We start from the raw sequence: 23,336 nt of genomic DNA on the forward strand, positions 1-23,336 counted from the left end.
TATGGACGGACTTGATGCCTTCCAACTGGCCAGAATTCAATTCGCGGCCAACATGACATTCCACATTTTGTTCCCGACCATCAGCATTTCACTGGCTTGGGTGCTGCTGTTTTTCAAGCTGCGTTTTGTCAAAACCGGGCAGCCGCACTGGATGGACGCCTACCAGTTCTGGGTGAAGATTTTTGCGTTGACTTTTGCACTGGGTGTGGTCAGCGGCATCACCATGAGTTTTCAGTTTGGCACCAACTGGCCAGGCTTCATGCAAAAAGTCGGAAACATCGCGGGGCCGCTGCTGGCCTATGAAGTGCTCACGGCCTTTTTTCTGGAAGCCACCATGCTGGGCGTGATGCTGTTCGGGCGCGCGCGCGTCAGCGAAACCATGCACACCGTGGCCACGCTGCTGGTGGCCGGTGGAACCACTTTGTCTGCTTTCTGGATTCTGGCGCTGAACTCGTGGATGCACACTCCCGCCGGCTTTGAAATGGTCAACGGCCAGGCCCACGTCACGAGCTGGTTTGAAGTCATCTTCAATCCCTCATTTCCCTATCGCCTGACGCACATGCTGCTGGCCTCGGGCCTGACCGTGGCCTTTCTAATCGCGGGCATCTCGGCCTACCGCTGGTTGCGCCAGGAGCGCGGTGCGGAAGTGATGGCAAGTCTAAAAACCGGTATTTACCTGGCTGCCGTATTAATCCCGCTGCAAATCGTTGCGGGCGACTTCCACGGCATCAACACCTTGGAGCACCAGCCGGCCAAGTTGGCCGCCATGGAAGGCATTTGGGAAACTCAAAAGGGCGCGCCCGCCGTGCTGTTCGCCTTGCCTGACAGCCAGACGCGCGAGAACCGCTATCAAATTGCGATCCCCAAGCTGGCTTCGCTGTACCTGACCCACAGCCTTGATGGTGAGGTCAAGGGCTTGAACGATTTTGTCGGAAAGCATCCACCGGTGGCGCCGGTATTCTGGGCCTTTCGCCTGATGGTCGGCATGGGGCTGTTGATGCTGGCCGTGAGTTGGGCCAGCGCCTGGCAGTTGGCGCCGTGGAGGAAAGACGCCCCCACGCTGGCCGCTTCGCGTACTTCGCTGCCCCCCGACGGGGCTGGCCTTGCTTGGGGCGGCCCGGCGCTGGCGGCCGTGGCCCCTGCACGCGAGCTGAAGCGATGGCAGGCCCGCGTGCTGGTGGCAATGACGTTTGCCGGCTGGGTGGCGCTGATTGCCGGCTGGTACGTCACCGAGATCGGCCGCCAGCCCTGGCTGGTGTCCGGTGTGCTGACTGCAGCGGACGCTGCTTCCGAGGTGGTAGCACCCAAAATCGCCGTTACGCTGGTTTTGTATCTCGCGCTCTACGCGGCGCTCATAGCCGCTTACATCTCCGTGGTGTTTTATCTAGCGCGGCATAGCAGTCATTCCGACCAGCCCTTCGGCGGCGCGCTGCAAGCGTCGCCAAATGTAATCAATTATCCCGGAAAGGAAGGCGCCGCCCATGCTTGACCTGGCCCCTGACTTGACCCAAGCCGCCGGCTGGATGCCGATTGTGTTTCTTGTGGTCATGGGTTTGGCCATGCTGGCCTATGTCATCCTGGACGGCTACGACCTCGGCGTCGGTGTGTTGATGCAGCGCGCCAGCGATGACGACAAGGACGCCATGATTGCCAGCATTGGCCCATTCTGGGACGCCAACGAAACCTGGCTGGTGTTGGGTGTCGGCATCTTGCTCACGGTGTTTCCGTTAGCCCACGGCGTGATTTTGGGCGCCCTGTATCTGCCGGTGGCCCTGATGCTGATCGGGCTGACGCTGCGCGGCGTCGCCTTTGACTTTCGTGTCAAGGCGCGCGCGGCGCGCAAGCCCCTGTGGAACCGGGCCTTCCATGCCGGCTCGCTGCTGGCCAGCTGGAGTCAAGGCTATATGCTGGGCTCGCTGATCACCGGCTTTGCGAGCAACGCCTGGACCCTAGTTTTCAATGCGGTAATCGGGCTGGCCCTGGTGGCTGCCTACTGTTTGCTCGGTGCCGGCTGGCTCATCATCAAGTGTGAGGGCGCGCTGCAATTGCAGGCGGTGCGTTGGGCCAGAATCAGCCTGCTGTTCACCATCGCGGGCATTGCCGCCATCTCGATCGCCACGCCGCTGGTCAGCCCCAGCATTTTTGCCAAATGGTTTTCGTTTCCCAACATTGTCCTTTTGTTGCCTATACCGGTGGCCACGGCGGCGCTGTTTGCGGTGATTTTCAGAAGTCTGCAGCGCTTGCCGGTGCGGCTGGCCCAGGGCAACGAATACGGCGCCTGGGTACCGTTTGGCGCCACTGTGGGCGTGTTTTTGCTGGCGTTTTATGGGCTGGCCTACAGCCTGTTTCCGTGGCTGGTGATTGAGCGGATCACGATCTGGCAAGCTGCTACCGCACCCGAGGCGATGGGCGTGATTCTGCTGGGAGCCGGAGTGGTGCTGCCCATGATCGTGGGCTACACCGTATTTTCTTACCGTGTGTTCTGGGGCAAGAGCACGGCGCTGAAGTATTAGAGTGCGGGTGACAGTGATGCTATTAAAAAGATAGCTTCTAACGCCCGTGCTGATTGGGCTAAACGCTTATTTGATGCTTTTATTCAAGTAAGAGGTATATCTTTAAAAAACGTCAGCCGGAGCTTTGTTTGAGTCCATCTTCGCAAGCCCGGCGTTCAGCCGCCATGGTCCAGCGTGAAGCCGGCATTGCGGTCTTGCCCGAGCAGCGCGACCATTTGCGGCAAAGCCGCCTGCAGTTCGGCTTTGAGCGTGTGCGGCGGATTGATGATGAACATGCCGCTGGCCGGCAGGCCGGGGCGAACCACCTCACCCGCCGTATCGGTGGTCAGTTTGCTGGATTTCACCGTTAACGTGGCATTCAGCCAACTGCGCCCGGCCTTGACGGCCAGCGTCTTCAGTTTGCGCGGCAAGTCGTGCGCTTCTGGCCGCGGAATGATGGGGTACCAGACCACGTAGGTGCCGGTTGCAAAGCGCTTCACGGCATCGACCATGCACGCCGCCACACGGGCGTAGTCGGTCTTCATTTCATAGCTCGGGTCGCACAGCACCATGGCGCGCCGGACCGGTGGCGGCAAAAAGGTCTTCAGGGCGTCAAACCCGTCTTCGCGAGCGACCGTCACCCGGCGGCCAACGCCGAGCTGCTCGATATTGCCGGAAAGCGACTTGAAATCGGTTGGATGCAGCTCAAACAGCTTGAGCTTGTCACGCCCGCTCAGGAATTTCTGCTCGATAAAGGGCGAGCCCGGGTAGATTTTCAGCTGCGCCACGTCGCCGGTCTGGGCAAACTGGGGGTTCAGCCCGCGCAGCAACTCGAGGTAGTCTTGCAAGGCCGGCACCCATGCGGTGGCGGGCTTGGCTGCGGCAGCGCGCGCTGGCTTGGCCGGGGCCGGGGCAGGCTCTGCTATGTTTTTAGTAGCTGCTTGCGCCCGTTGCGCTTGGGCTAAAGGGCTTTTATGCTCCGAAAACAGCTTGAAGACACCTTCCTGCGCTTCGCCACTGGTTTCGGTGTAGTCGCCATCGAGCCGGTACAGGCCCGCACCCGCGTGGGTGTCGATCACGGTCAGCGCCGTGTCTTTCTGGGTCAAATATTTCATCAACGCAATCAGCGTGGTGTGCTTGAGCACGTCGGCGTGGTTGCCGGCATGAAAGGCGTGGCGGTAGGAAAACATGGCGCTATCGTACCTTCATGCAACGCAAAAGCCCCGAAAAATTGACGTAAGCGCTTGATTCTTCATATAATCCAAGGCTCTGCAGCGCACATGTGGTTCCGCGGCAGAGTTGCCTTAAAGCACCTTCAGGACTTGTCCATGACTTGTCCATAAGGCGCCAGCAGGCAATCACCACCTAAGAGGTTCTCATCAGAAGAACGCCGACCGTGGAGTAGAACCCAACGTTCGCGGGCTCACGTGGAACCCGCCAAACCCTTTTGAAAAAGAGAAACTCATGAAAACCTTCAGCGCCAAACCCGCTGACGTGACGCACGAGTGGTTTGTGATTGACGCGACCGACAAGGTCCTCGGACGAGTAGCCAGCGAAGTTGCTCTCCGTTTGCGCGGCAAACACAAGGCCATTTATACGCCTCACGTCGACACCGGTGACTTCATCGTCATCATCAACGCAGCCCAGCTGCGTGTGACCGGTGCCAAATCGACCGACAAGATTTATTACCGTCATTCCGGTTATCCAGGCGGCATCACAGCTACCAATTTCCGCGACATGCAGACCAAATTTCCTGGCCGCGCCCTGGAAAAAGCTGTCAAGGGCATGCTGCCCAAAGGCCCGCTTGGTTACGCCATGATCAAGAAACTCAAGGTGTATGGTGGTGCAGAGCACCCGCACACCGCCCAACAGCCTAAAGTGCTTGAGATTGCAGGCATGTCAGCGAACGCACAACGGGAGTCGGCCAAATGATTGGTGATTGGAACAATGGCACCGGCCGTCGCAAATCCAGCGTCGCCCGCGTGTTTATGAAAAAAGGCACCGGCAAGATCACGATCAACGAGCGTGACGTGCAGGTGTTCTTTGGCCGTCAAACCTCGATCATGATTTGCCGCCAGCCGCTGTTTTTGACCAACCACGTCGAGACCTTTGACATCATGGTCAATGTTCACGGCGGCGGCGAGTCCGGCCAGGCTGGCGCGATCCGCCACGGCATTACCCGTGCGCTGATTGACTACGATGCAACCCTTAAGCCGGCCCTGAGCCAGGCCGGTTTCGTCACGCGCGATGCCCGTGAAGTCGAACGTAAGAAAGTCGGTTTCCGTTCAGCGCGCCGTCGCAAGCAGTTCAGCAAGCGTTAATCTGTTTTGCTGTCAGCAAAAAGCCGCCAAGGTTTGCGCCTGGCGGCTTTTTTCATGGATTTTTTGCTACCGGCATGAGGCGTCGAAATGCAAAATTCCTGGTCGTGGTTTACAAAGGCTGGGGCGAGCAGTTGCTGCGTCTGCATGCACAATGATTCTCTCCAACCGAAAACTGCAAGACCTGTTTTGAAATTTCGCCTGTTTCGCCGTCGTCTGACCATCAGTTCCCCGCGCATGTCGGTGCGCAACTCGTTGCCGTGGCCTTTGCGCTGGATTGCCGGCGCCCTGATGCTGGGGTTTTCCGCCGCCGTTGCCTTGTGGGCTTTCGAGTTTGGCAAGGAGATTGCGGGCCTGGACAGTGTCGCCAAACAAGAGCTGAGCCAACTGCGGCAAGAGGTGGCCAATCTGCGTTCGGAGCGCGACAAGGCGCAGTCCGTTGTTACTACCCCGGGCAGCCTGCAAACCGCTGACAAGGTGACATTTGAAAAATTGCTGAGCCAGATCAAGCAACTCGAATCGGACAATCGCAGCCTGCGCGACGATCTCGGCTTTTTTGAGCGCCTGCTGCCCGCCAGCAGCACGGAAGTGGCCACCATACGCAGCCTGCAGGCTGAAGTGTTGTCAGAAACCCAGCTGAAGTGGCAGGTGCTGGTCATACTGCCTGTCAAAAACGCCCCGACTTTCAATGGCAAGCTGGACCTGACGCTGCACGGCACGCAGGGCGGCAATCCCTGGTCCATGAGCCTCCCCGGCGGGCCACAGCTGCTGCAATTCAAACAATATCGCCGGGTTGAAGGTGTCCTCGATTTGCCCCCGCAAGCCGTGGTAAAAACAGTTACCGCCAAGGTCATGGAAGGCGCCGTAGTGCGTTCCGTGCAAACCTTCAAGTTCTAGTCGCGCGGTCTTCCGCCCCAAAACCCCCAACCCATATTTCCCGTTCACAGGAACTAGTCCATGTTTGGAAAAAAAAAGCAGCCCCCTATCAAAAGCCTGATTGCCGAGGGCACGGCTATCGAAGGCAATCTGAAGTTTTCTGACGGTCTGCGCGTCGATGGCACGGTGATTGGTGAGATTCGCGCAAAAGAAGGCAGTCCCAGCATTCTTGTGATCAGCGAATTCGCCACCGTGACCGGGCTGATTCATGCCGATCACGTCATCATCAACGGGCATGTGCGCGGTCCGGTTCACGCGTCTGAATTGCTGGAACTCCAGCCCAAAGCCAAAATTGAGGGAGATGTTGCTTACAAGGCGCTTGAAATGCACCAGGGTGCCGTCATATTTGGACAACTACGGTCTACTGCTCACCAGGAAGTGGAAGAAAAGCCGGTGCTTAAGCTGGCGACCAACAATTGAGGGTAGCAGCAGAGCCGCGAACGCCGGTGAGCAACTGTTGGTTTTAATACGCGTGCCCGCAATGGTTGATCAATTTGCTGTAGTATTTATGAACCAGGCCTTGTCAGACCTTAAGTATTGGAGTTCCCCATGAGTGCAGTTCTAGAAACTATTCCCGCTGAAATGCCAGCCCCTTTTGTCTTCACCGACAGTGCAGCGTCCAAAGTGGCCGAGCTGATTGCCGAAGAAGGCAACCCGGACCTGAAGCTGCGTGTTTTTGTGCAAGGTGGCGGTTGCTCTGGCTTCCAGTATGGCTTCACTTTTGACGAGATCACCAATGAAGACGACACCACCATGACCAAAAATGGCGTGTCCCTACTGATTGACGCGATGAGCTACCAGTATCTGGTCGGCGCAGAGATCGACTACAAAGACGATCTCGAAGGCGCACAGTTCGTCATCAAGAACCCCAACGCCACCAGTACCTGCGGCTGCGGCTCCAGCTTCTCCTCCTGATTTTTCCGATTCATTTCAAAAAGCCGCCTTTTCCGGCGGCTTTTTGCTTGGCGGCTGGTACTGGCAGGGCTATCGAGCCGGGTAGAGGGCGCCCAGCACGCGCGGCCCGGCAGCACCCGTTACGCTGGCCAGATTGCCGGGCTCGCGCCTGACGGCTCGGCGCGCCAGCCAGGCAAAAGCTGCCGCTTCCACCTGCAAGGGCGGCAAGCCGTGCTGCTCTGAACTGCTGACGCGAAGGCCTGGCAGGCCCGCTTGCAGACGCTGCATGAGGTGCTGGTTGAACGCTCCGCCGCCGCACACGATTAACTCTTTGCTATTTTTTCCATAGCTGTTGATGCCCGTTGTGCATGCGCTGGCGGTGAATTCAGTCAATGTATTCTGAATATCCTGGGGGCGCTCGGTGGCGAAGGGCGCCAGTTTCGCTGCCAGCCACGTCAGGCTGAAAAGATCCCTGCCGGTGCTTTTGGGTGGTGTTTTGGAAAAATAAGCGTCGCTCAGCAGGCTGGCCAGCAGTGGCCGAATTAGCTTGCCGCTGGCCGCCCAGGCGCCTCCCGCATCAAAGGGCTGGCCGGTGTGCTGTTGGCACCAGGCATCCATCAGCGCATTGCCCGGTCCGCAGTCGAAGCCCAACACAGGCGCGAAACTGCCCTTGGGAGGTAAAAGGCTCAGGTTGGAAATGCCGCCCAGGTTCAGCACGGCCACGGCACTGGCGGCACGGCTGAAAACGCCTAGGTGGAAGGCCGGCACCAGCGGTGCGCCCTGGCCGCCAGCCGCCACATCGCGACTGCGGAAATCGGCCACTACGTCAATGTCGGTGAGCTCGGCCAGCAGGGCGGGGTTGCCCAGCTGCAGCGTGTAACCGACGCCTGCAGGCTCGCCAGATACGCGCTCGGGCTGGTGCCTGACCGTCTGCCCGTGCGCGCCTATGGCCTGAATTTGGTTCGTCGTTATTCCCCGCCTGGCGGCCTGCTCCCGCAGGGCGCTGACGACACGGGCATACAGCGCGGCCAACTGGTTGCCGGCAAGCGCGGCACGGTGCAGTTCATTGTCGGTGGGTGAATTGAGCGCCAGCAACTCGGCGCGCAAGGTGTCGGTAAAGGGCTCAGTGGCAGCGGCCACTACCCGCAGTCGGGGCTCAGAAAAATCTACCAGCACGCCATCTGCGCCGTCAAGCGAGGTGCCTGACATCAGGCCAATGTAGTAGTCGGACATGCGGATATTTTGCCGCAAGGCGCTCGCAACGCCGGAGCCGGCGCTGGACTTATTCGGCGCGGGTCTGGCTGATGGTGGCTGCGGCCTGCAGCTGGTTTTTGACGCCGCTGGCCAGCTGCCTGAACTGAGGCAGGGCGGTAGCTGCCACCGGAATGGTGTTGCTTTGCTTGGCCATGGTCATCGGGTCTTGCTGCGTGCCGTTGACGCGAACTTCGAAATGCAAGTGCGGGCCGGTGGCCCAGCCGCTAGAACCGACTAGGCCAATGGTCTGGCCTTGGCTTACGCTCTGGCCGTTTTGTACCGAGACCTTGCTCAGGTGCGCGTACACCGTTTCGTGGTTGTCGCGGTGCTTGATGAAGACCACGTTGCCATAGCCGTTCTGCACCCCGGCAAAAGACACCACGCCGTCGCCAATGGTGCGCGCCGGCGTGCCGGTGGTGGCGGCAAAATCGGTGCCTAAATGGGCACGCCACTTTTGCAGAATGGGGTGAAAGCGCATGGAAAAGCCACTGCTGATGCGCGAGAACTCCACCGGAGAGCTCAGGTAGGCGCGGCGCAGGCTTTGGCCGTCCAGCGTGTAATAGCCGCCCTTGTTGGGCGCACCCGCGGCGTCCTGGCCTTCCGGCTGAAACCACATAGCCTGATAGCTCTTGCCGGCGTTGACGAATTCGGCCGACAGCACGCGTGCGGTGCGCAGCGCTTCGCCATCGGCTTCCAGCGTTTCATAAACCACGTTAAAGCGGTCGCCCTTGCGCAGCGCGCGGCGAAAATCGATATCGCCCGAGAAAATTTCGGCGATCTGCACGCCCACGCCATCGGGGATGCGGGCCTCGTCGGTCGCGGCAAAAAGCGAAGTCTCGATGCTGCCGCTGGCTAGTCGGGCCGAGCGCGTGTAGGGCGCGGTTTCAATGCGTGAACTGAAGCCGCTGGCGCTACGCTCGATCACCAGGCGGTTGAAGCGCGTTTCGTCGTCGCTGGGCCAGCGCATGCTGAGCTTGAGCAGCTGCTGGCTGTCACTGGCTTCGACTGTCACGGTCTTGCCCGGCCGGCCTGCCAGGATCAGCTGGGCGTTGGGATCTTTGCGCAGATAAGTTGCGGCCGCCGCATCGTTGAGGTTCAGGCGTTTGAGCAGGGCGTCGGCGCTGTCGCTGCTGCGCGTGCTTTCAGTGCGGAACAGGTTGAAGCGGAAATCGCTGAGTGCGTCGGTCTGCGGCTGCATGGGCAGCGGCTGCACCGCCTCCAGCACCTGGCGCACCGGCAAATCAGCGGCATCGGGTGCCAGCGGCGCGACGCCAAAGGCTGTCACGCCAGTTCCCAGCAACAGCGCTGCCAAGCTGGCGGCGACGCGTTGTGGGTGGCGGCGCAGGCTGCCGGCAATGCCTAGCAGCAGATGGGAAGGGAGAGACAGCAAGCGGGAGGGGACGGGCAGGGGCAAAACGAAATTCCCAACTAAAGCGCATCGGGCCGCGTGGGCGCGCCGGACTGCTGTATAAAACATCAATGGACGTCGGCAACCGCCCCTTGACTGGCCGGGAGGGCGGGATTACCGGACTCAAAAAACTTTCGCTGCAACTTGACCAGTGGCGGGCCTACTAAAATGGCCGGCCGATGCAGTGAAGCGCCCAGTATATCTGTCGGACGATACCCTGACATGTGAAAAACCCTTATGAATCAAGAGCTCGTTACAAAATTTCCGGTCACTGACCGTGTAAAGAATGCCCTCGCGGTGTCGCTGCGCGGCTGCGACGAGCTAATCCCGCAGGACGAATGGGTCAAAAAACTGGCGCGCAGCGAGGCCACGGGCGTGCCACTGCGCATCAAACTGGGGCTGGATCCGACCGCGCCCGACATTCATATCGGCCACACGGTGGTGCTGAACAAAATGCGCCAGCTGCAGGATTTGGGCCACAGCGTGATCTTCCTGATCGGCGACTTCACCACCCTGATTGGCGACCCATCGGGGCGCAACAGCACGCGCCCGGCTTTGACGCGCGAGCAGATCGAGGCCAACGCGCAAACCTATTACAAGCAGGCCAGTCTGGTGCTGGACCCGGCCAAAACCGAAATTCGCTACAACAGCGAGTGGTGCGACCCGCTGGGCGCGCGCGGCATGATACAGCTGGCAGCCAAGTACAACGTGGCGCGCATGATGGAACGCGAAGACTTTAACAAACGTTACAAAAACGGACAGTCCATCAGCATTCACGAGTTTCTCTACCCGCTGCTGCAAGGCTACGACTCGGTGGCGCTCAAAAGCGATCTGGAGCTGGGCGGAACCGACCAGAAGTTCAACCTGCTGGTTGGCCGGCACCTGCAGTCCGAGCACGGCCAGGAGCCGCAGTGCATTTTGACCATGCCGCTGCTCGAAGGGCTGGACGGCGTGGAAAAGATGTCCAAGAGCAAGAACAACTACATCGGCATTTCCGAGGACGCCAACAGCATGTTCGCCAAAGTGCTGTCGATTTCCGACGTGCTGATGTGGAAGTGGTACACGCTGCTGTCGTTCAAAAGCGAGGCGGATATTGCGGCACTGACAGCCGAAGTCGATGCGGGCCGCAACCCGAAAGACGCCAAGGTGGCGCTGGCCAAAGAGATCACGGCGCGTTTTCACTCCAGCGCAGCCGCTGATTCGGCCGAGCAGGATTTCATCAAGCGCAGCCAAGGCGGCGTGCCCGACGAGATTGATCAAGTCAGCGTGGCGGGCGCGCCCATGGGCATTGGCGCCTTGCTCAAGGCGGCCGGGCTGGCGCCTTCGGGCAGCGAGGCTACCCGCCTGATCGAAGGCGGCGGCGTGCGGGTTGACTCCAGCGTGGTCAGCGACAAGGCGCTCAAACTGGGCGCCGGGATTTACGTGCTGCAGGTTGGCAAGCGCAAATTCGCGCAGGTCACGCTCAGTTGATGGGACGGCTGGTCAGCCGGCGCCCGGCTGCAAGCGCCCGGCCGCATCATTGACAATGCCCGAATGAACTTACCGACCTTGCAATTCCTGACGCCGCAGCGCCTGCTGCGCGTCTCCGTGGTCGTGGCCTTGATCACCATCGCCCTCAAAACCACCGCCTGGTACATCACCGACTCGGTCGGGCTGCTGTCCGATGCGATGGAATCCTTTGTCAATCTGGCCAGCGCCATTTTCGGGCTGGCCATGGTCACGATCGCGCTGCGCCCCGCCGATGACGATCATCCCTATGGCCACCACAAGGCCGAGTATTTCTCGTCCGGCTTTGAGGGCGCGCTGATCATCGTGGCTGCGCTGGCCATCATCTGGGCGGCCGGCCACCGGGTTTTTGATCCGCAACCGCTGCAACAGGTGGGCTGGGGTCTGCTGCTCGCGGTGCTCAGCTCTGCCCTCAACGGGCTGCTGGCCTGGGTCATGTTTCATGCGGCACGGGAGCACCGCTCGATTGCGCTGGAGGCCGATGCGAAACATCTGGTCACCGATGTCTGGACCTCGGCGGGTGTCGTTATCGGCATTGGCGCCGTGGCGCTGACCGGCTGGCTGTGGCTGGACGCGCTGGTGGCCATCGGCGTGGCGCTCAACATTTTGTGGCACGGCATTCACCTGATGTGGCGATCTTCCCAGGGCCTGATGGACGAGGCCGCCGAGCCCGAGGTGCTGGCGCAGATCAACCAGACGCTGGACGGCTTCTCGCACGCCACCATCCGCTTTGACCACGTCAGCACGCGACGCGCCGGCCAGCGCCGTTTTGTCGACTTGCACATGCACATGCCGCCCAGCTGGTCGCTCGGGCGCGCGGCTGCCCTGCGCGCCAGCGTGGAGCAGGCGCTGATGAGCGCTGTGCCGGGCCTGCGCGCCACCATCCAGCTACTGCCCAACGATGTGGAGACCCACTTTGATGACGCGTCCGACCTGATCTGATGGCGGCTTCAGCGAGGAAAGGCCCATGAAAGCGCTGCTGCAGCGCGTTCTTGAGGCGCGCGTCGCCATTGCCGGCCAGACCGTGGGCGCCATCGGTCCGGGGCTGCTGGTGTTGCTGTGCGCCGAGCGCGGCGACAGCGAGGCACAGGCCGACAAACTGCTGGCCAAAATCCTCAAGCTGCGCATTTTTCCCGATGCGGCTGGCAAGATGAACCGCAGCGTGCAGGACCTGGACGGCCAGGGCATGAATGGATTGAAGGGCGGGCTGCTCATCGTGAGCCAGTTCACGCTGGCCGCCGATGTCTCGGGCGGCAACCGGCCCAGCTTCACCGGCGCCGCGCCGCCGGATGTGGGGCGCCGCCTCTACGACTACTTCGTGGCGCAGGCGCGGGCGGCTCATGCGCAGGTGCAAACCGGGCAGTTTGCCGCCGACATGCAGATTCATCTGGTCAACGACGGGCCGGTGACCATCCCCTTGCATATAGATCCGGCACTTTGACAGTTTTGGATTGCTATTTATTTGATAGCTGCTTGCGCCCGTCCTTATTGGGCTAGAGGCCTATTTAAAGCCTAAATAATCATTGGTATGGGTTGTCGAAGCCCAAGCCGGCCAGCAGCTTGACCTCCAGCGCTTCCATGGTTTGAGCGTCCTGCTCGCCGGTTTCATGGTCGTAACCCTGCGCGTGCAGCGTGCCGTGCACCAGCAGGTGGGCGTAGTGGGCTTGCAGCGTCTTTTTGTTCTCTTTGGCTTCGCGCTCCACCACCGGCGCGCACAGCACCAGGTCGGCCGTGACTAGCGGCTCCTGGGTGTAGTCAAAGGTCAGCACATTGGTGGCGTAGTCTTTCTGGCGGTAGTCGCGGTTCAGGGTCTGTCCTTCTTCGGCACCGACGATACGCACCGTGATCTCGGCGTCCTGCGCTAGCGCGTGACGTATCCAGCGCGTCACGCTGTGGCGCGGCAGCGCGGCGCGGTGCAGCGCCGCATCTGGGAAGGCGCCAAACTGCAGCGATAAACTCAAGTGATTAAGAGCCATTTCGGCTCCTGGCGCTTGTTTTGCGGGCGCGGGTAGCTACTAAATCAATAGCATCGTCGGTACCCGCGGCGGCGCCAGCAGCGGCATCGTCACGGCTGCTGGGGGTCTTGTCATAGGCGTCCACAATGCGTGCCACCAGCGGATGGCGCACCACATCAAGACTGGTCAGCCGGGTAATCGCAATACCCTGCACGCGCCTCAGCACGCGTTCGGCATCGATCAGCCCGCTGAGTTGCGTGCGCGGCAAATCGACCTGACTCACGTCGCCCGTCACCACCGCCTTGCTGCCAAAGCCGATGCGTGTCAAAAACATCTTCATCTGCTCGGGCGTGGTGTTTTGCGCCTCGTCGAGGATGACAAACGCGTGGTTCAGTGTGCGCCCGCGCATGAAGGCGAGCGGCGCAATCTCGATCTGCTGGCGCTCAAAAGCTTTTTGCACGCGCTCAAAGCCCATCAGCTCGTGCAGCGCGTCATACAGCGGGCGCAAATACGGGTCGACCTTTTGCGCCATGTCGCCCGGCAAAAAGCCCAGGCGTTCGCCCGCCTCAACCGCCGGGCGCGTCAGCACGATGCGCTGCACCGTGCTGCGCTCCAACGCATCAACCGCGCAGGCCACCGCCAAATAGGTCTTGCCGGTGCCGGCCGGGCCAATGCCAAAAGTGATGTCGTGCGTCGCGATGTTTTCAAGGTAGACCCCCTGCTTGACGGTTCGCGCGCGCAGGTCGGCGCGGCGCGTTGACAGCGTCGCCTGCCCATCGGGCGCCACACCCAACGCGGTGTCGCCGGCCAGCATCAGCTGCACGGTCTCCGGCTCAATCGGCCGCTGGGCAATTTCGTACAGCGCCTGCAGCACCTCCAGCGCCTGCTGCGCCCGCAGCCTGGCGCCATCGATCTTGAACTGCTCAAAGCGGTGAGCAATCGTCACCTGCAGACCCGCCTCTATGGTGCGGATGTGGGCGTCCATGGGACCGCACAAATGGCCCATGCGGGTATTGTTCGGTGGCGTGAAGGTGTGGCGAAGAATCAAGGCGTGGGTTTTCCTGAAAAAAGGGCAGAAAACGTTAAGACAGCGGGAAGAAAGCCAATTGTCGGCCTAAACGGCGGCCGTGCGCCGACTGCTAAGATTTGCGCATGATAGGAAGACTCACTGGCCAGCTGGCCGAAAAAAATCCGCCTGAAATCCTGCTGGACTGCCATGGCGTCGGTTATGAAGTGCTGGTGCCCATGAGCACGTTTTACAACCTGCCAGGGCTGGGTGAAAAAGTCAGCCTGTTCACGCATTTTGTGGTGCGCGAGGACGCGCAGATTCTTTACGGCTTTGGCAGCACGGCCGAGCGCGCAGCGTTCCGCCAGCTCATCAAGATATCGGGCGTCGGCCCGCGCACCGCGCTCAGCGTGCTCAGCGGCATGAGCGTGCAAGAACTGGCCCAGGCCGTCACCACCCAGGAAGCCGGCCGCATTATCAAGGTGCCCGGCATCGGCAAAAAAACCGCCGAACGTCTGCTGCTAGAACTCAAGGGCAAGCTGGGCGCCGACATTGGTGCGCACGTTAGCGTTGCCAATGACATGCAGTCCGACATCCTGCAGGCGCTGGTTGCGCTGGGCTACAGCGACCGCGACGCTGCCCTGGCGCTGAAAGCCTTGCCCAAGGAGGTGGGGGTCAGCGACGGCATCAAGCTGGCGCTGAAAGCGCTGGCCAAATAGCATGACGCAACAACCATGAGCATCCAGACCGACGACTTCGACATGTCCGACCTGCCGCCGGCCCGGCGCATCATGTCGGCCGCGCCTGCCTCGCCTAAGGAAGAGGCGATTGAACGCGCGCTGCGGCCCAAGCTGTTTGACGACTATGTCGGCCAGACCAAGGCGCGCGAGCAGCTTGAAATCTTTATTGGCGCCGCCAAAAAGCGCAGCGAGGCACTCGACCATGTGTTGCTGTTCGGCCCGCCCGGACTGGGCAAAACCACGCTATCGCACATCATTGCGCACGAACTGGGCGTCAACATGCGTCAAACCTCGGGCCCGGTACTTGAAAAACCAAAAGACCTGGCGGCCTTGCTGACCAATCTTGAAAAAAATGACGTTCTGTTCATCGACGAGATTCACCGCCTGAGCCCAGTGGTCGAGGAAATCCTCTATCCCGCGCTGGAGGACTACCAGATCGACATCATGATCGGCGAAGGCCCGGCGGCGCGCTCCATCAAGCTTGATTTGCAGCCTTTCACGCTGGTCGGCGCCACCACGCGCGCCGGCATGCTGACCAATCCGCTGCGTGACCGTTTTGGCATCGTGGCGCGGCTGGAGTTTTACACGCCCGAAGAGCTGGCGCGCATCGTCAAGCGCAGCGCGGGGTTGCTCAACGTGCCGACCGACGTGGCCGGCGGTTTTGAGATTGCGCGGCGTTCGCGCGGCACGCCGCGCATTGCCAACCGGCTGCTGCGCCGCGTGCGCGATTACGCCGACGTCAAGGGCAGCGGCCAGATCACGCTGGACATAGCCAACAAGGCGCTCGCCATGCTCGACGTCGACCCGCAGGGCTTTGACCTGATGGACCGCAAGCTGTTGGAGGCGGTGATTCACCGTTTCGACGGCGGCCCGGTCGGGCTGGACAATATCGCCGCCAGCATTGGCGAGGAGCCGGGCACGATTGAAGACGTGATCGAGCCCTACCTGATCCAGCAGGGCTTTTTGCAACGCACGCCGCGCGGCCGCATCGCCACGCTGGCGGCCTACCGGCACCTCGGCGTCGCGCCGCCGCAGGCCGATGCCGGCCTTGGCCTGTTCACGCCAGGAATCTGAAAAAACCACATGACCCGCCCGAGAGCCTTCGCATGAAACGTCGCTGGCTTTGGGTCGCGGGCGTGCTCGCTTTGATTGCTTTGGCGCTGCTGGGCTGGCTGACGCTGCGCGCCCCGCGCCTCGATGCGCTGGAGTTGCGCCCGGCGCCGCTGCTGCGTACGCTGCAGTTTTCCGCGCGCGTGGCGACCTTGTCGCGCGTCGATGTCGGCAGCACCGTCACCGGGCGCGTGGCGCAGGTGCTGGTGTCGGAAGGGGCGCAGGTGCGCAAGGGCGAGCTGCTGGTCCGGCTTGAGTCCGACGAGCTGCGCGCCGCGTTGGCGCAGGCTGTGGCCGCCGAGCAGCAGGCGGCCGCGCGCATTGCCGGGCTGCGCAGCAGCGGCAGAAGCAGCGCCAAGGCCGGTCTGGCGCAGGCCGACTCGACGTTGAAGGCTGCGCAGGCTGAACTGGCACGCACGCAACAACTGGTGGCGCAGGGCTTTGTCAGTGCGTCGCGGCTCGATGACGTGCAGCGGGCCGTCGAAGTGGCCAGCGCGCAGCAGGCCGCTGCCAGGGCGCAGATACAGGCCAATGCCGATGCCGGAACCGATGTGGTGCAGGCCCAGGCGCTGCTGGCGCTGGGCCGTGCCGCCACGCAGGCGGCCCAGGCCCGGCTGGTGCAGGCGGCGGTATCGGCACCGGCCGATGCGCGGGTGTTGTCGCGCCAGGTCGAGCCTGGGCAGATCGTGCAGCCGGGCAAGGCTTTGCTCAGCCTGGCGCTGGCGGGCCCGACGCAGCTGAGCGCGCAGGTTGACGAGCGTTTTCTTGACCAGCTGCAGGTGGGCCAGCAGGCGGCGGTGCTGGCCGATGCCTTTGCCGGGCAGCGTTTTGCCGCCCGGGTGATGTCGATCGCGCCTGCCGTTGATGCCCAGCGCGGCGCGATTGAGCTTAAATTTGCGCTGGAACAGCAGCCACCGGCCTTTTTGCGCGAGGACATGACGCTGTCCGTCGAGCTGGAAACGGCCAGGCGCGAGCAGGCTCTGGCCCTGCCGCTAAGCGCGCTGCGCACGCAGGCGGGCGACGGTTCCGCGACGGTGCTGGTGGCGCGCGATGGCCGGGCGCAGGTGCAGGCCGTGCGCCTGGGCCTGCGCACGCTGGACGCGGCAGAAGTGCTGCAAGGCCTGAGCGCCGGTGATCTGGTGTTGCTGGGCGGCCAGGTCAAGGCCGGTAGCCGGGTCAGGACACAGACCGTGCCCTGGCAGCCGGGCAAGTCAGCCACGCGGGGCGGGACGGGGGTCGCAGGGGTGCAAGGGGCAGAGGCCGGCTCGGCCCTGACCAACGCCATGGGGCGCTGAAGGGCGCAGACCCAGCATGTCATCCTGGCTTGGCTTTGAATTTCGCGTGGCGCTGCGTTTTTTGCGCGAGGGGCGCATGCAAACCCTGCTCATTATCGTCGGCGTGGCTGCCGGCGTCGCCGTCGTCGCCTATATCTCGGCGCTGATCAGCGGCCTGCAAAGCAGCACGCTGACCAAGACGCTGGGCGCCCAGGCCCATATCACGGTGCGCGCGCCTGACGACGTCGTGACGCCCGCAGCGCTTTTGGCGCCGGGCAGCACCACGCTGACCGAACTACAGCCGCGCGCGCAGCGCCTGCGCGCGGTCGCCAACTGGCAGGCCTTGCTGCCGCTGCTCGAAGAGCTGCCCGCCATCGCAGGCGTCTCGCCCATGGTGTCGGGTGCCGGCTTGGCTCTGCGCGGCGAGGCCACGCAGGCCATCGCGCTGACCGGCGTGGAACTCGACCGCTATGACCGCGTCGTCGGCCTGCGCAGCAAGGTCGTCAGCGGCAGCGCGCGCCTGTCGCCTGGCGAGGCCATTGTCGGCCGTGAACTGGCGGCCGACCTGGGCGTGCGCGTGGGCGACCGCCTGACGGTGCAAACGGGCACCGTTACCGAGGCGCTGCGCGTCACGGCGCTGGTCGACCTGGGTGTGAAGGACCTGAACCGCCGCACCGTCATCGTGCCGCTGCGCTCTGCCCAGAGTTTGCTGGCCCTGCCGGGCGGTGCCACCAGCCTGGATTTGACAGTGAAGGATGTCTGGTCAGCGCAGACGCTGGCGCAGGATTTACGCCGCCAGTTTCCCTACAAGATTGAAAGCTGGCAGGAGAGCAACGCCCAACTGGTGTCCGCGCTCAACGCCCAGTCGGTCAGCACGGCGCTGATACGCGGCGTGGTGCTGGTCGTGGTGGTGCTGGGCATCGCCAGCGTGCTGGTGGTGTCGGTGGTGCAAAAGCGCCGCGAGATCGGCATCCTGCGCGCCATGGGCGCCACGCGCGGTCAGATCTTGCGGCTTTTCCTGGTGCAGGGCGCGGTGGTGGGCGCGCTCGGCTCGCTGTTGGGAATTTTGCTGGCGATAGTCATGATCTGGCTGTTCATGGCCTTTGTGCGCGGCGCCGACGGCTTGCCGCTGTTCGTGATCAGGCTGCCGTGGACGACGGCCTGGCAAGTGGCGCTGATCGCCACCGTTTGCGGCGTGCTGGCTGCCATTGCCCCGGCACGCCGCGCCGCCGCCATGGACCCGGCGCAAGCCATCAGGATCTAGCGCGATGAGCCAGAACACTGATTCGCGCAAGAGCACCGAGTCCGGCGCATTGCTAGAGTTGAGCGATGTGCGCAAGAGCTACAACATCGGGCAGCCCAATCAGGCCGAGGTGCTGCACGGCGTGTCGCTGCGCGTGGACCCGGGCGAGTTCATCGCACTGATCGGGCCTTCGGGCTCCGGCAAAAGCACCCTGCTCAACATCATCGGCCTGCTCGAACCCATGACGTCGGGCCGCTACCAGCTGCGCGGCGAAGGGGTAGAGGGGCTGGACGACGCCGCGCTGACCATGCGCCGGCGCAGCACGCTGGGCTTTGTGTTCCAGTTTCATCACCTGCTGCCGGCTTTCACGGCGCTGGAAAACGTCACCATGCCGGCCTTGCTGCGGGAAGGCCGCGTCAGCAGCCGGCAGCGCGAACACGCGCGCGAACTGCTGGCCGCCGTCGGCCTGGCGAGCGCCATGGACAAGCGCCCGGCCGAGCTGTCGGGCGGCATGCAGCAGCGCGTGGCAATCGCGCGCGCGCTGGTGCAAGAGCCGCCGCTGGTGCTGGCCGACGAGCCCACCGGCAACCTCGATACCGCCTCGTCCGACGAAGTGTTTGTGCAGTTGCGACGCATGCACGCCGAGCGCGGCATTTCATTTGTGGTGGTGACGCACGACCCGCGCCTGGCAGCGCGCTGCGACCGGCTGGTAGAGTTGATCGATGGGCGCATCGCCCGGGATGAGCCGATTGCCGGGGGGCAGGGTGGGGCGGGTTTGCCGGCTGTTTAGGGGTGTTTTATGCCTCTAGCCCAGGTGGAGCGGGCGCCAGCAGCTCCTTAAATGATAGCGGTTGGTTTGCGAGGGGTGGCTTGTTTAACGTTTGAGGCGAGAGGGGGACGTCCGGAGCCACTTCAAATTTTCCTGCCAAAAAGCCCTCAAGCCTGGTGCAGTCAACGCAATCTACTCAGTCAGCTCAACGCGCCCCGGGCATCCACCCGGATGATCTGCTCGACTGTGCCGTGCTGCAAGCCGCCACGCACCCCCACCATGAAGTCGTGCAGGTTGACGGTGGGGTCACAGTGACCCGGTATCAGCCACACAGCTTCGCCGAGTTCCGGCAGCACCGCGCCGCGCAGGATGCCGTGTTCGTCGCCGCCGTTGGCATAGTCCAGCGCCAGTCCGTGCACGGCCGGCAGGCCCGAATCGATCGCATGGCTTTTATGCCCCGCGTCCACCACCGCGTGGCTGGCGCAGACGCTCATGACCTGGCTTTTGACAAACAGCGCATGCTCAAAAACCGGCTGTGCCGAGTCGCGCTCGTTGGCGGCATAGTCGCGGTCCATGAAGAGGAAAGAGCCCGCCTGCAGCTCGCCATAAACGCCGCTGGCCGTTTCCAGCGCAAACGTGCCGGTGCCGGCGCCGGTCACCAGGCCCACCGTCATGCCTTGCTCCGCAATCAGCTGGCGTGTCCGCCGCACTGCGGCCACCACCTGGGCGATGGCCGCCTGCCGATCAAGCGCACTGCGCACATGCTGCGCCCCGCCGTGGTAAGCCTGCAAGCCGGCGAAGCGCAGGGCCGGGTGTTTGCGGATCTCCAGCGCCAGCGTGACGGCTGCAGGACCGGGGGTTACGCCGCAGCGGCCCTGGCCGACGTCGATTTCCACAAACACGTCGATCACCGTGGCCGCGGGCGCCGCGCCGCTGTCTTCCCTGGGGCTGGTGCGGGCCTCGGTCATGGCTTGGGCCAGCCGGCTCACGCCCTCCAGGCTGTCCACCGCAATGGCGATCTGCCCGCCGTGCGCCGCCACCCGTTGCGTGAGCGCCGCCACGCGGGCAAGCTTGGCGGGTGCAATCACCTGGTTGCTGATGTAGACGTTGTAAACAGCGCCGGCCACCATGGCTTCGGCTTCGGCGGTTTTTTGCACGCACACGCCGACTGCGCCGGCCTTGATCTGCATCCTGGCCAGCGCAGCGCTCTTGTGCATCTTGGCGTGGGGGCGCCAGCGGATGTTGTGTTTTTTGGCAAATTCGGCCAGGCGGCCGATGTTGCGCTTCATCGCATCGAGGTCAATCACCAGAGCCGGGGTGTCGATGTCGTTGACGGGTTTGCCCATCAGTTCGGCCAAATGGAGTGGCAAGGTGGTCATGGAAAGTAGCTTGTCCGGATGCATCATCGGGTGTTAACAGCGCCGCGCGCAGATTCGTCTGCCAAGCGATTGTCATCGACAGCGTCGTCCCGGGCTTCGTCATCCAGATGCTGGGTGTCGGCCCAGCCGACCAGCGTGAAGCCCTGGGGGCTCCAGAGCAGGCGGTTGATGGCCGTGTTGCCAAGCGCCCAGGTGCGTGGCGCCTGCAGGTCCAGCCGGGTCGCGGCGCGGTACAGCACGTCCATCACGCCGCCGTGGCCGACCAGCGCAATCAGCTCGCCCGGGTGTTCGGCGGCCAGCCGTTCGGCGGCGCTTACGACGCGGCTGCGCAGCGCCAGCAGGGACTCGCCGCCGGCCGGGGCAAATTCCGGGTCGCGCTTGCGCCAGCGCAGCGACTGTTCTGGCAGCAGGACTTCTATCTCGGCAAAGGTCTTGCCTTCGAAGTCGCCAAAGCCGCGTTCGCGCAGCCCTTCTTCCTTGGTGATCGGTATATCCAGCGCACGCCCAAGGTACTGAGCCGTCTCCCAGGCGCGGCGCAGGTCGCTGGCGTAAATCGCCGTGATCGGCTCATCACCCAGGGCCTGCGCCATGCGCTCAGCCTGGCGGCGGCCCGTGCTGTTAAGCGGAATGTCAAGCTGGCCTTGAATGCGGGTGTCCACATTCCAGGTGGTTTCGCCATGGCGAATGGCAATGATGCGGGTCGCTTCAATCATCGGGCTAGTTTCGCAAGGGGAAGCGCATTACACGCGGTGAAAGGCGTGACGGCCATCGGCCGCCGCGCCGGGCCGCCCCAAGCAAGGCCAGCCCCCTCGGGGGGCAGAGAGCTACACGCAGTGAGCGAACGTGGGGGGCAACAATTTCCCGCCGGGCCGCCCCAAAGGAAATTAGCCCCCTCGGGGGGCAGAGAGCTACACGCAGTGAGCGAACGTGGGGGCCACATCCCTAACGCGGTATTTCAACGTTGATGCGACGCGTGCCCGGCGGCGGCTGCGGAAAGCCGCGCAGTGCGGAATCCAGCATGGCGGGCAGCACCGCCAGCGTGTCATTCCACACGCCGTCGTGCAATGCGCGGCTTTCAAAGACCACCTGGTTGCTACTCAGGTCGCGCATGAAAATGCTCAACTCGCGCTTGTAATAGGGCTCTGAAAAGCGCAGCGGAAACGACAGGCCGAACGCAGCGCCCCGGTTGCCGCCGCCCAGAAAAACGCCGGGTCCGCCGAAGCCGAAACCGCCAAATCCGTCGACACCGCCGTCGTAAGGCGAGCGATCGACGCGCTGGTTGTTGAGGAGCACCTGCACGCTGTAGCGCGCCACCGGCGCATTGAATTCCATCCCCACCTTGGCCAGCGCAGTGCGTGCCAGCCCTTCCACCAGATCTTGCTGGTTGCCCACCGACTGCTGCGACGGCAGGCGCTCAAAGCGGTAGGCGGTGCCTGGCCCCGGTGGGGCGGCGCTCCAGCGCGAAAACGCCGTGACGTCGCTGTCGACCAGCCGTACCGTGGAGCAGCCAGCCATGAAAATTCCCATAAATGCTATTGAAAAAATAGCTGCGAGCGCTCGTTTCATACGGACTCCAGGGTTATTTTGTTTAACAAACGGGACTAGAGAACATGAATTCCGATGGCGGAAAGACCGGGGGCCATGGCCATGGCCGGTTCGCTGAATTCTTCGGCATCAAAAGCCTTGTCGCCTTGCGCATCGGCAACGCCGGTCGCCCGGATGTTTTTGAAATCATGGCGCTGGCGGTCCATCAGGTGCGAGGGCACGATGTTTTGCAGCGCCGAGAACATGTTTTCAACACGTCCAGGGTATTGCTTTTGCCAGTCGCGCAGCAGGTTGCCGACCTGCTTGCGCTGCAGGTTTTCCTGGCTGCCGCAGAGTGAGCACGGAATGATGGGGAAGTCACGCACCTGGGCCCAGCGGATCAGATCTTTTTCAGGCACGTAGGCCATCGGGCGGATCACGATGTTCTTGCCGTCGTCGCTGACCAGCTTGGGCGGCATGCCCTTGAGCTTGGCGGCAAAGAACATGTTCAGAAAAAACGTCTGCAGCATGTCGTCGCGGTGATGGCCCAGCGCGATTTTGGTCGCGCCGAGTTCGCCCGCCACCCGGTACAAAATGCCACGGCGCAACCGTGAGCACAGCGAGCAAAGCGTCTTGCCCTCGGGAATCACACGGGTGACGATGCTGTAGGTGTCCTGGTTTTCAATGTGATACGGCACGCCCAGCTTGCCTAAATAGTCGGGCAGCACATGCTCGGGAAAGCCTGGCTGCTTCTGGTCCAGGTTGACGGCGACCAGCTCGAAGCTGATCGGCGCGCGCTTTTGCAGTTTCAGCAAAATGTCGAGCATGGCGTAGCTGTCCTTGCCGCCTGACACGCACACCATCACCTTGTCGCCTTCTTCGATCATGTTGAAGTCCACAATCGCCCGGCCGACTTCGCGGCACAGGCGCTTTTCCAGCTTGTGGTCTTCGCGTTCGAGTTTTATGGCCCCCACGCTCCCCACTGCGTGTGGTTCGCTGCCCCCCGAGGGGGCGCTGCGCCTGCGGCCCGGCAAAGCCGTTTCCGCGGCCCCGGCTGGTGGAGATGAAGTCCCCACGCTTGTTGCTTTGCATGCAGCGCTTTCCGTTTTTGCAGCGTCGGCAGTCGCATTCATTTCTTCAACTTGCATCGGGTCACCATTGTCCTGTCTCGACGCGAATGGCTACTTCGCAGTCGTTAAAAATTTCGAGTTTTGTAATCTTCACCCGCACGCCCAGCACGCCCGGCAGCAGTATCAGCCGGTGCGCCAGCTTGCCGATCAGGCTTTCCAGCAGGTTGGCGTGCTCGGCGGTGCATTCGGTGATGATGATCTGGCGCACCTTGCGGTAGTCCAGTACATGGTTGATGTCGTCGTCATGCGGCAGCAATGGCTGTGTGCCCAGATTCAGCTCGGCATCGACCTGAATCGGCTGCGGCGCGGTTTTCTCATGGGCCAGGATGCCCAGGTTGGCGTCAAAGCGCAAACCGGTGAGATGCAAAATTTGGGTGCCCCGGGTGTTCAACATGGTG

26 protein-coding genes are annotated in these 23,336 nt (G+C 62.5%); 15 read left to right on the forward strand and 11 right to left on the reverse strand.

Features of this window, described 5'->3' with window-relative positions; genetic code table 11:
* Position 1 precedes the first annotated feature (1 nt).
* Both HHJ18_RS20105 and HHJ18_RS20110 read left to right on the forward strand, forming a co-directional pair.
* On the forward strand, positions 2-1,489 hold the full coding sequence (locus tag HHJ18_RS20105; protein ID WP_296918188.1) for a cytochrome ubiquinol oxidase subunit I: 1,488 nt from the start codon (positions 2-4) through the stop codon (positions 1,487-1,489).
* Entirely contained in the window at positions 1,482-2,513 is a 1,032-nt protein-coding gene (locus HHJ18_RS20110; protein WP_296918190.1) for a cytochrome d ubiquinol oxidase subunit II, read from the forward strand. The genes HHJ18_RS20105 and HHJ18_RS20110 overlap by 8 nt, the downstream gene beginning before the upstream one ends.
* A gap of 155 nt (positions 2,514-2,668) precedes the next feature.
* On the opposite strand, the gene rlmJ is transcribed toward HHJ18_RS20110, so the two are convergent.
* Positions 2,669-3,682 carry a 23S rRNA (adenine(2030)-N(6))-methyltransferase RlmJ gene (gene rlmJ / locus HHJ18_RS20115; RefSeq protein WP_296918192.1) on the reverse strand — a complete coding sequence of 338 codons (1,014 nt, stop codon included), beginning with the start codon at positions 3,680-3,682 and terminating at the stop codon, positions 2,669-2,671.
* A 274-nt stretch (positions 3,683-3,956) separates the two neighbouring features.
* Here rlmJ and rplM point away from each other — a divergent pair, with 274 nt between their 5' ends.
* Together rplM and rpsI are read left to right on the forward strand one after the other, a co-directional pair.
* Positions 3,957-4,424 carry a 50S ribosomal protein L13 gene (gene rplM, locus HHJ18_RS20120; RefSeq protein WP_296918194.1) on the forward strand — a complete coding sequence of 156 codons (468 nt, stop codon included), beginning with the start codon at positions 3,957-3,959 and terminating at the stop codon, positions 4,422-4,424.
* Positions 4,421-4,813, forward strand: a complete 393-nt coding sequence (gene rpsI / locus HHJ18_RS20125) for a 30S ribosomal protein S9 (RefSeq protein WP_296918196.1) — start codon at positions 4,421-4,423, stop codon at positions 4,811-4,813. The genes rplM and rpsI overlap by 4 nt, the downstream gene beginning before the upstream one ends.
* On the opposite strand, the gene HHJ18_RS20130 is transcribed toward rpsI, so the two are convergent.
* The gene (locus HHJ18_RS20130) at positions 4,810-4,959 is read right to left on the reverse strand and encodes a hypothetical protein (RefSeq protein WP_296918198.1); all 150 of its coding nucleotides are present in this window, start codon (positions 4,957-4,959) and stop codon (positions 4,810-4,812) included. The two genes, rpsI and HHJ18_RS20130, sit on opposite strands and share 4 nt — an antisense overlap.
* Positions 4,960-4,999: 40 nt before the next feature.
* Between HHJ18_RS20130 and HHJ18_RS20135 the strand changes: the two genes are divergently transcribed.
* From HHJ18_RS20135 to erpA, 3 genes are all read left to right on the forward strand, one after another.
* Complete coding sequence (locus HHJ18_RS20135; RefSeq protein ID WP_296918200.1) at positions 5,000-5,707, forward strand: DUF6776 family protein; 708 nt, start codon at positions 5,000-5,002, stop codon at positions 5,705-5,707.
* A 60-nt stretch (positions 5,708-5,767) separates the two neighbouring features.
* Positions 5,768-6,166: a polymer-forming cytoskeletal protein gene (locus HHJ18_RS20140; RefSeq protein ID WP_296918202.1), complete on the forward strand. Its 399-nt coding sequence runs from the start codon at positions 5,768-5,770 to the stop codon at positions 6,164-6,166.
* A gap of 129 nt (positions 6,167-6,295) precedes the next feature.
* Positions 6,296-6,661, forward strand: coding sequence for an iron-sulfur cluster insertion protein ErpA (erpA, locus tag HHJ18_RS20145; protein WP_296918203.1), 366 nt, complete (start codon positions 6,296-6,298; stop codon positions 6,659-6,661).
* A gap of 69 nt (positions 6,662-6,730) precedes the next feature.
* Here the strand turns inward: erpA and HHJ18_RS20150 are convergent, their stop codons facing one another.
* Complete coding sequence (locus tag HHJ18_RS20150) at positions 6,731-7,873, reverse strand: anhydro-N-acetylmuramic acid kinase (RefSeq protein WP_296918205.1); 1,143 nt, start codon at positions 7,871-7,873, stop codon at positions 6,731-6,733.
* A gap of 49 nt (positions 7,874-7,922) precedes the next feature.
* Positions 7,923-9,302, reverse strand: a complete 1,380-nt coding sequence (locus HHJ18_RS20155; RefSeq protein ID WP_296918301.1) for a M23 family metallopeptidase — start codon at positions 9,300-9,302, stop codon at positions 7,923-7,925.
* A gap of 237 nt (positions 9,303-9,539) precedes the next feature.
* On the opposite strand from HHJ18_RS20155, the gene tyrS reads away from it, so the two are divergent.
* The 3 genes from tyrS (at position 9,540) to dtd (ending at position 12,249) form a co-directional block, all read left to right on the forward strand.
* Positions 9,540-10,772, forward strand: coding sequence for a tyrosine--tRNA ligase (gene tyrS / locus HHJ18_RS20160; protein ID WP_296918207.1), 1,233 nt, complete (start codon positions 9,540-9,542; stop codon positions 10,770-10,772).
* A gap of 63 nt (positions 10,773-10,835) precedes the next feature.
* Positions 10,836-11,750 carry a cation diffusion facilitator family transporter gene (locus tag HHJ18_RS20165; RefSeq protein ID WP_296918209.1) on the forward strand — a complete coding sequence of 305 codons (915 nt, stop codon included), beginning with the start codon at positions 10,836-10,838 and terminating at the stop codon, positions 11,748-11,750.
* A gap of 25 nt (positions 11,751-11,775) precedes the next feature.
* The gene (gene dtd / locus HHJ18_RS20170) at positions 11,776-12,249 is read left to right on the forward strand and encodes a D-aminoacyl-tRNA deacylase (RefSeq protein WP_296918211.1); all 474 of its coding nucleotides are present in this window, start codon (positions 11,776-11,778) and stop codon (positions 12,247-12,249) included.
* Between the two features lie 79 nt (positions 12,250-12,328).
* Here the strand turns inward: dtd and ybeY are convergent, their stop codons facing one another.
* Together ybeY and HHJ18_RS20180 are read right to left on the reverse strand one after the other, a co-directional pair.
* Positions 12,329-12,784 (reverse strand): rRNA maturation RNase YbeY, encoded by a 456-nt coding sequence (gene ybeY, locus HHJ18_RS20175; protein ID WP_296918213.1) that lies wholly within the window; start codon positions 12,782-12,784, stop codon positions 12,329-12,331.
* Positions 12,774-13,811, reverse strand: coding sequence for a PhoH family protein (locus tag HHJ18_RS20180; RefSeq protein WP_296918216.1), 1,038 nt, complete (start codon positions 13,809-13,811; stop codon positions 12,774-12,776). Before HHJ18_RS20180 ends, ybeY begins: the two co-directional genes overlap by 11 nt.
* A 104-nt stretch (positions 13,812-13,915) precedes the next feature.
* Here HHJ18_RS20180 and ruvA point away from each other — a divergent pair, with 104 nt between their 5' ends.
* Genes ruvA through HHJ18_RS20205 form a run of 5 tightly spaced genes read left to right on the forward strand, consistent with a single transcriptional unit; the run spans position 13,916 to position 18,926 of the window.
* On the forward strand, positions 13,916-14,488 hold the full coding sequence (gene ruvA / locus HHJ18_RS20185; RefSeq protein ID WP_296918217.1) for a Holliday junction branch migration protein RuvA: 573 nt from the start codon (positions 13,916-13,918) through the stop codon (positions 14,486-14,488).
* Positions 14,489-14,503: 15 nt separating this feature from the next.
* A complete protein-coding gene (gene ruvB / locus HHJ18_RS20190; RefSeq protein ID WP_296918219.1) occupies positions 14,504-15,583 on the forward strand; it encodes a Holliday junction branch migration DNA helicase RuvB in 1,080 nt (359 codons plus the stop codon).
* Between the two features lie 32 nt (positions 15,584-15,615).
* Complete coding sequence (locus HHJ18_RS20195; RefSeq protein WP_296918222.1) at positions 15,616-16,914, forward strand: efflux RND transporter periplasmic adaptor subunit; 1,299 nt, start codon at positions 15,616-15,618, stop codon at positions 16,912-16,914.
* A gap of 16 nt (positions 16,915-16,930) precedes the next feature.
* Positions 16,931-18,157: an FtsX-like permease family protein gene (locus HHJ18_RS20200; RefSeq protein ID WP_296918224.1), complete on the forward strand. Its 1,227-nt coding sequence runs from the start codon at positions 16,931-16,933 to the stop codon at positions 18,155-18,157.
* Positions 18,158-18,161: 4 nt separating this feature from the next.
* Entirely contained in the window at positions 18,162-18,926 is a 765-nt protein-coding gene (locus tag HHJ18_RS20205) for an ABC transporter ATP-binding protein (RefSeq protein WP_296918226.1), read from the forward strand.
* Between the two features lie 179 nt (positions 18,927-19,105).
* On the opposite strand, the gene HHJ18_RS20210 is transcribed toward HHJ18_RS20205, so the two are convergent.
* The 5 genes from HHJ18_RS20210 to HHJ18_RS20230 form a co-directional block, all read right to left on the reverse strand.
* Positions 19,106-20,284 carry a DSD1 family PLP-dependent enzyme gene (locus HHJ18_RS20210; protein ID WP_296918228.1) on the reverse strand — a complete coding sequence of 393 codons (1,179 nt, stop codon included), beginning with the start codon at positions 20,282-20,284 and terminating at the stop codon, positions 19,106-19,108.
* Between the two features lie 23 nt (positions 20,285-20,307).
* Positions 20,308-20,997: a histidine phosphatase family protein gene (locus HHJ18_RS20215; protein WP_296918230.1), complete on the reverse strand. Its 690-nt coding sequence runs from the start codon at positions 20,995-20,997 to the stop codon at positions 20,308-20,310.
* Between the two features lie 229 nt (positions 20,998-21,226).
* Positions 21,227-21,850, reverse strand: coding sequence for a DUF4136 domain-containing protein (locus tag HHJ18_RS20220; RefSeq protein ID WP_296918232.1), 624 nt, complete (start codon positions 21,848-21,850; stop codon positions 21,227-21,229).
* Between the two features lie 35 nt (positions 21,851-21,885).
* On the reverse strand, positions 21,886-22,782 hold the full coding sequence (gene ttcA / locus HHJ18_RS20225; RefSeq protein WP_296918234.1) for a tRNA 2-thiocytidine(32) synthetase TtcA: 897 nt from the start codon (positions 22,780-22,782) through the stop codon (positions 21,886-21,888).
* Positions 22,783-22,960: 178 nt separating this feature from the next.
* Positions 22,961-23,332 carry a dihydroneopterin aldolase gene (locus HHJ18_RS20230; protein WP_296918236.1) on the reverse strand — a complete coding sequence of 124 codons (372 nt, stop codon included), beginning with the start codon at positions 23,330-23,332 and terminating at the stop codon, positions 22,961-22,963.
* Between the last annotated feature and the right edge of the window lie 4 nt (positions 23,333-23,336).

This window comes from Polaromonas sp., from assembly GCF_012927455.1.
Taxonomy (GTDB): domain Bacteria; phylum Pseudomonadota; class Gammaproteobacteria; order Burkholderiales; family Burkholderiaceae_C; genus Polaromonas.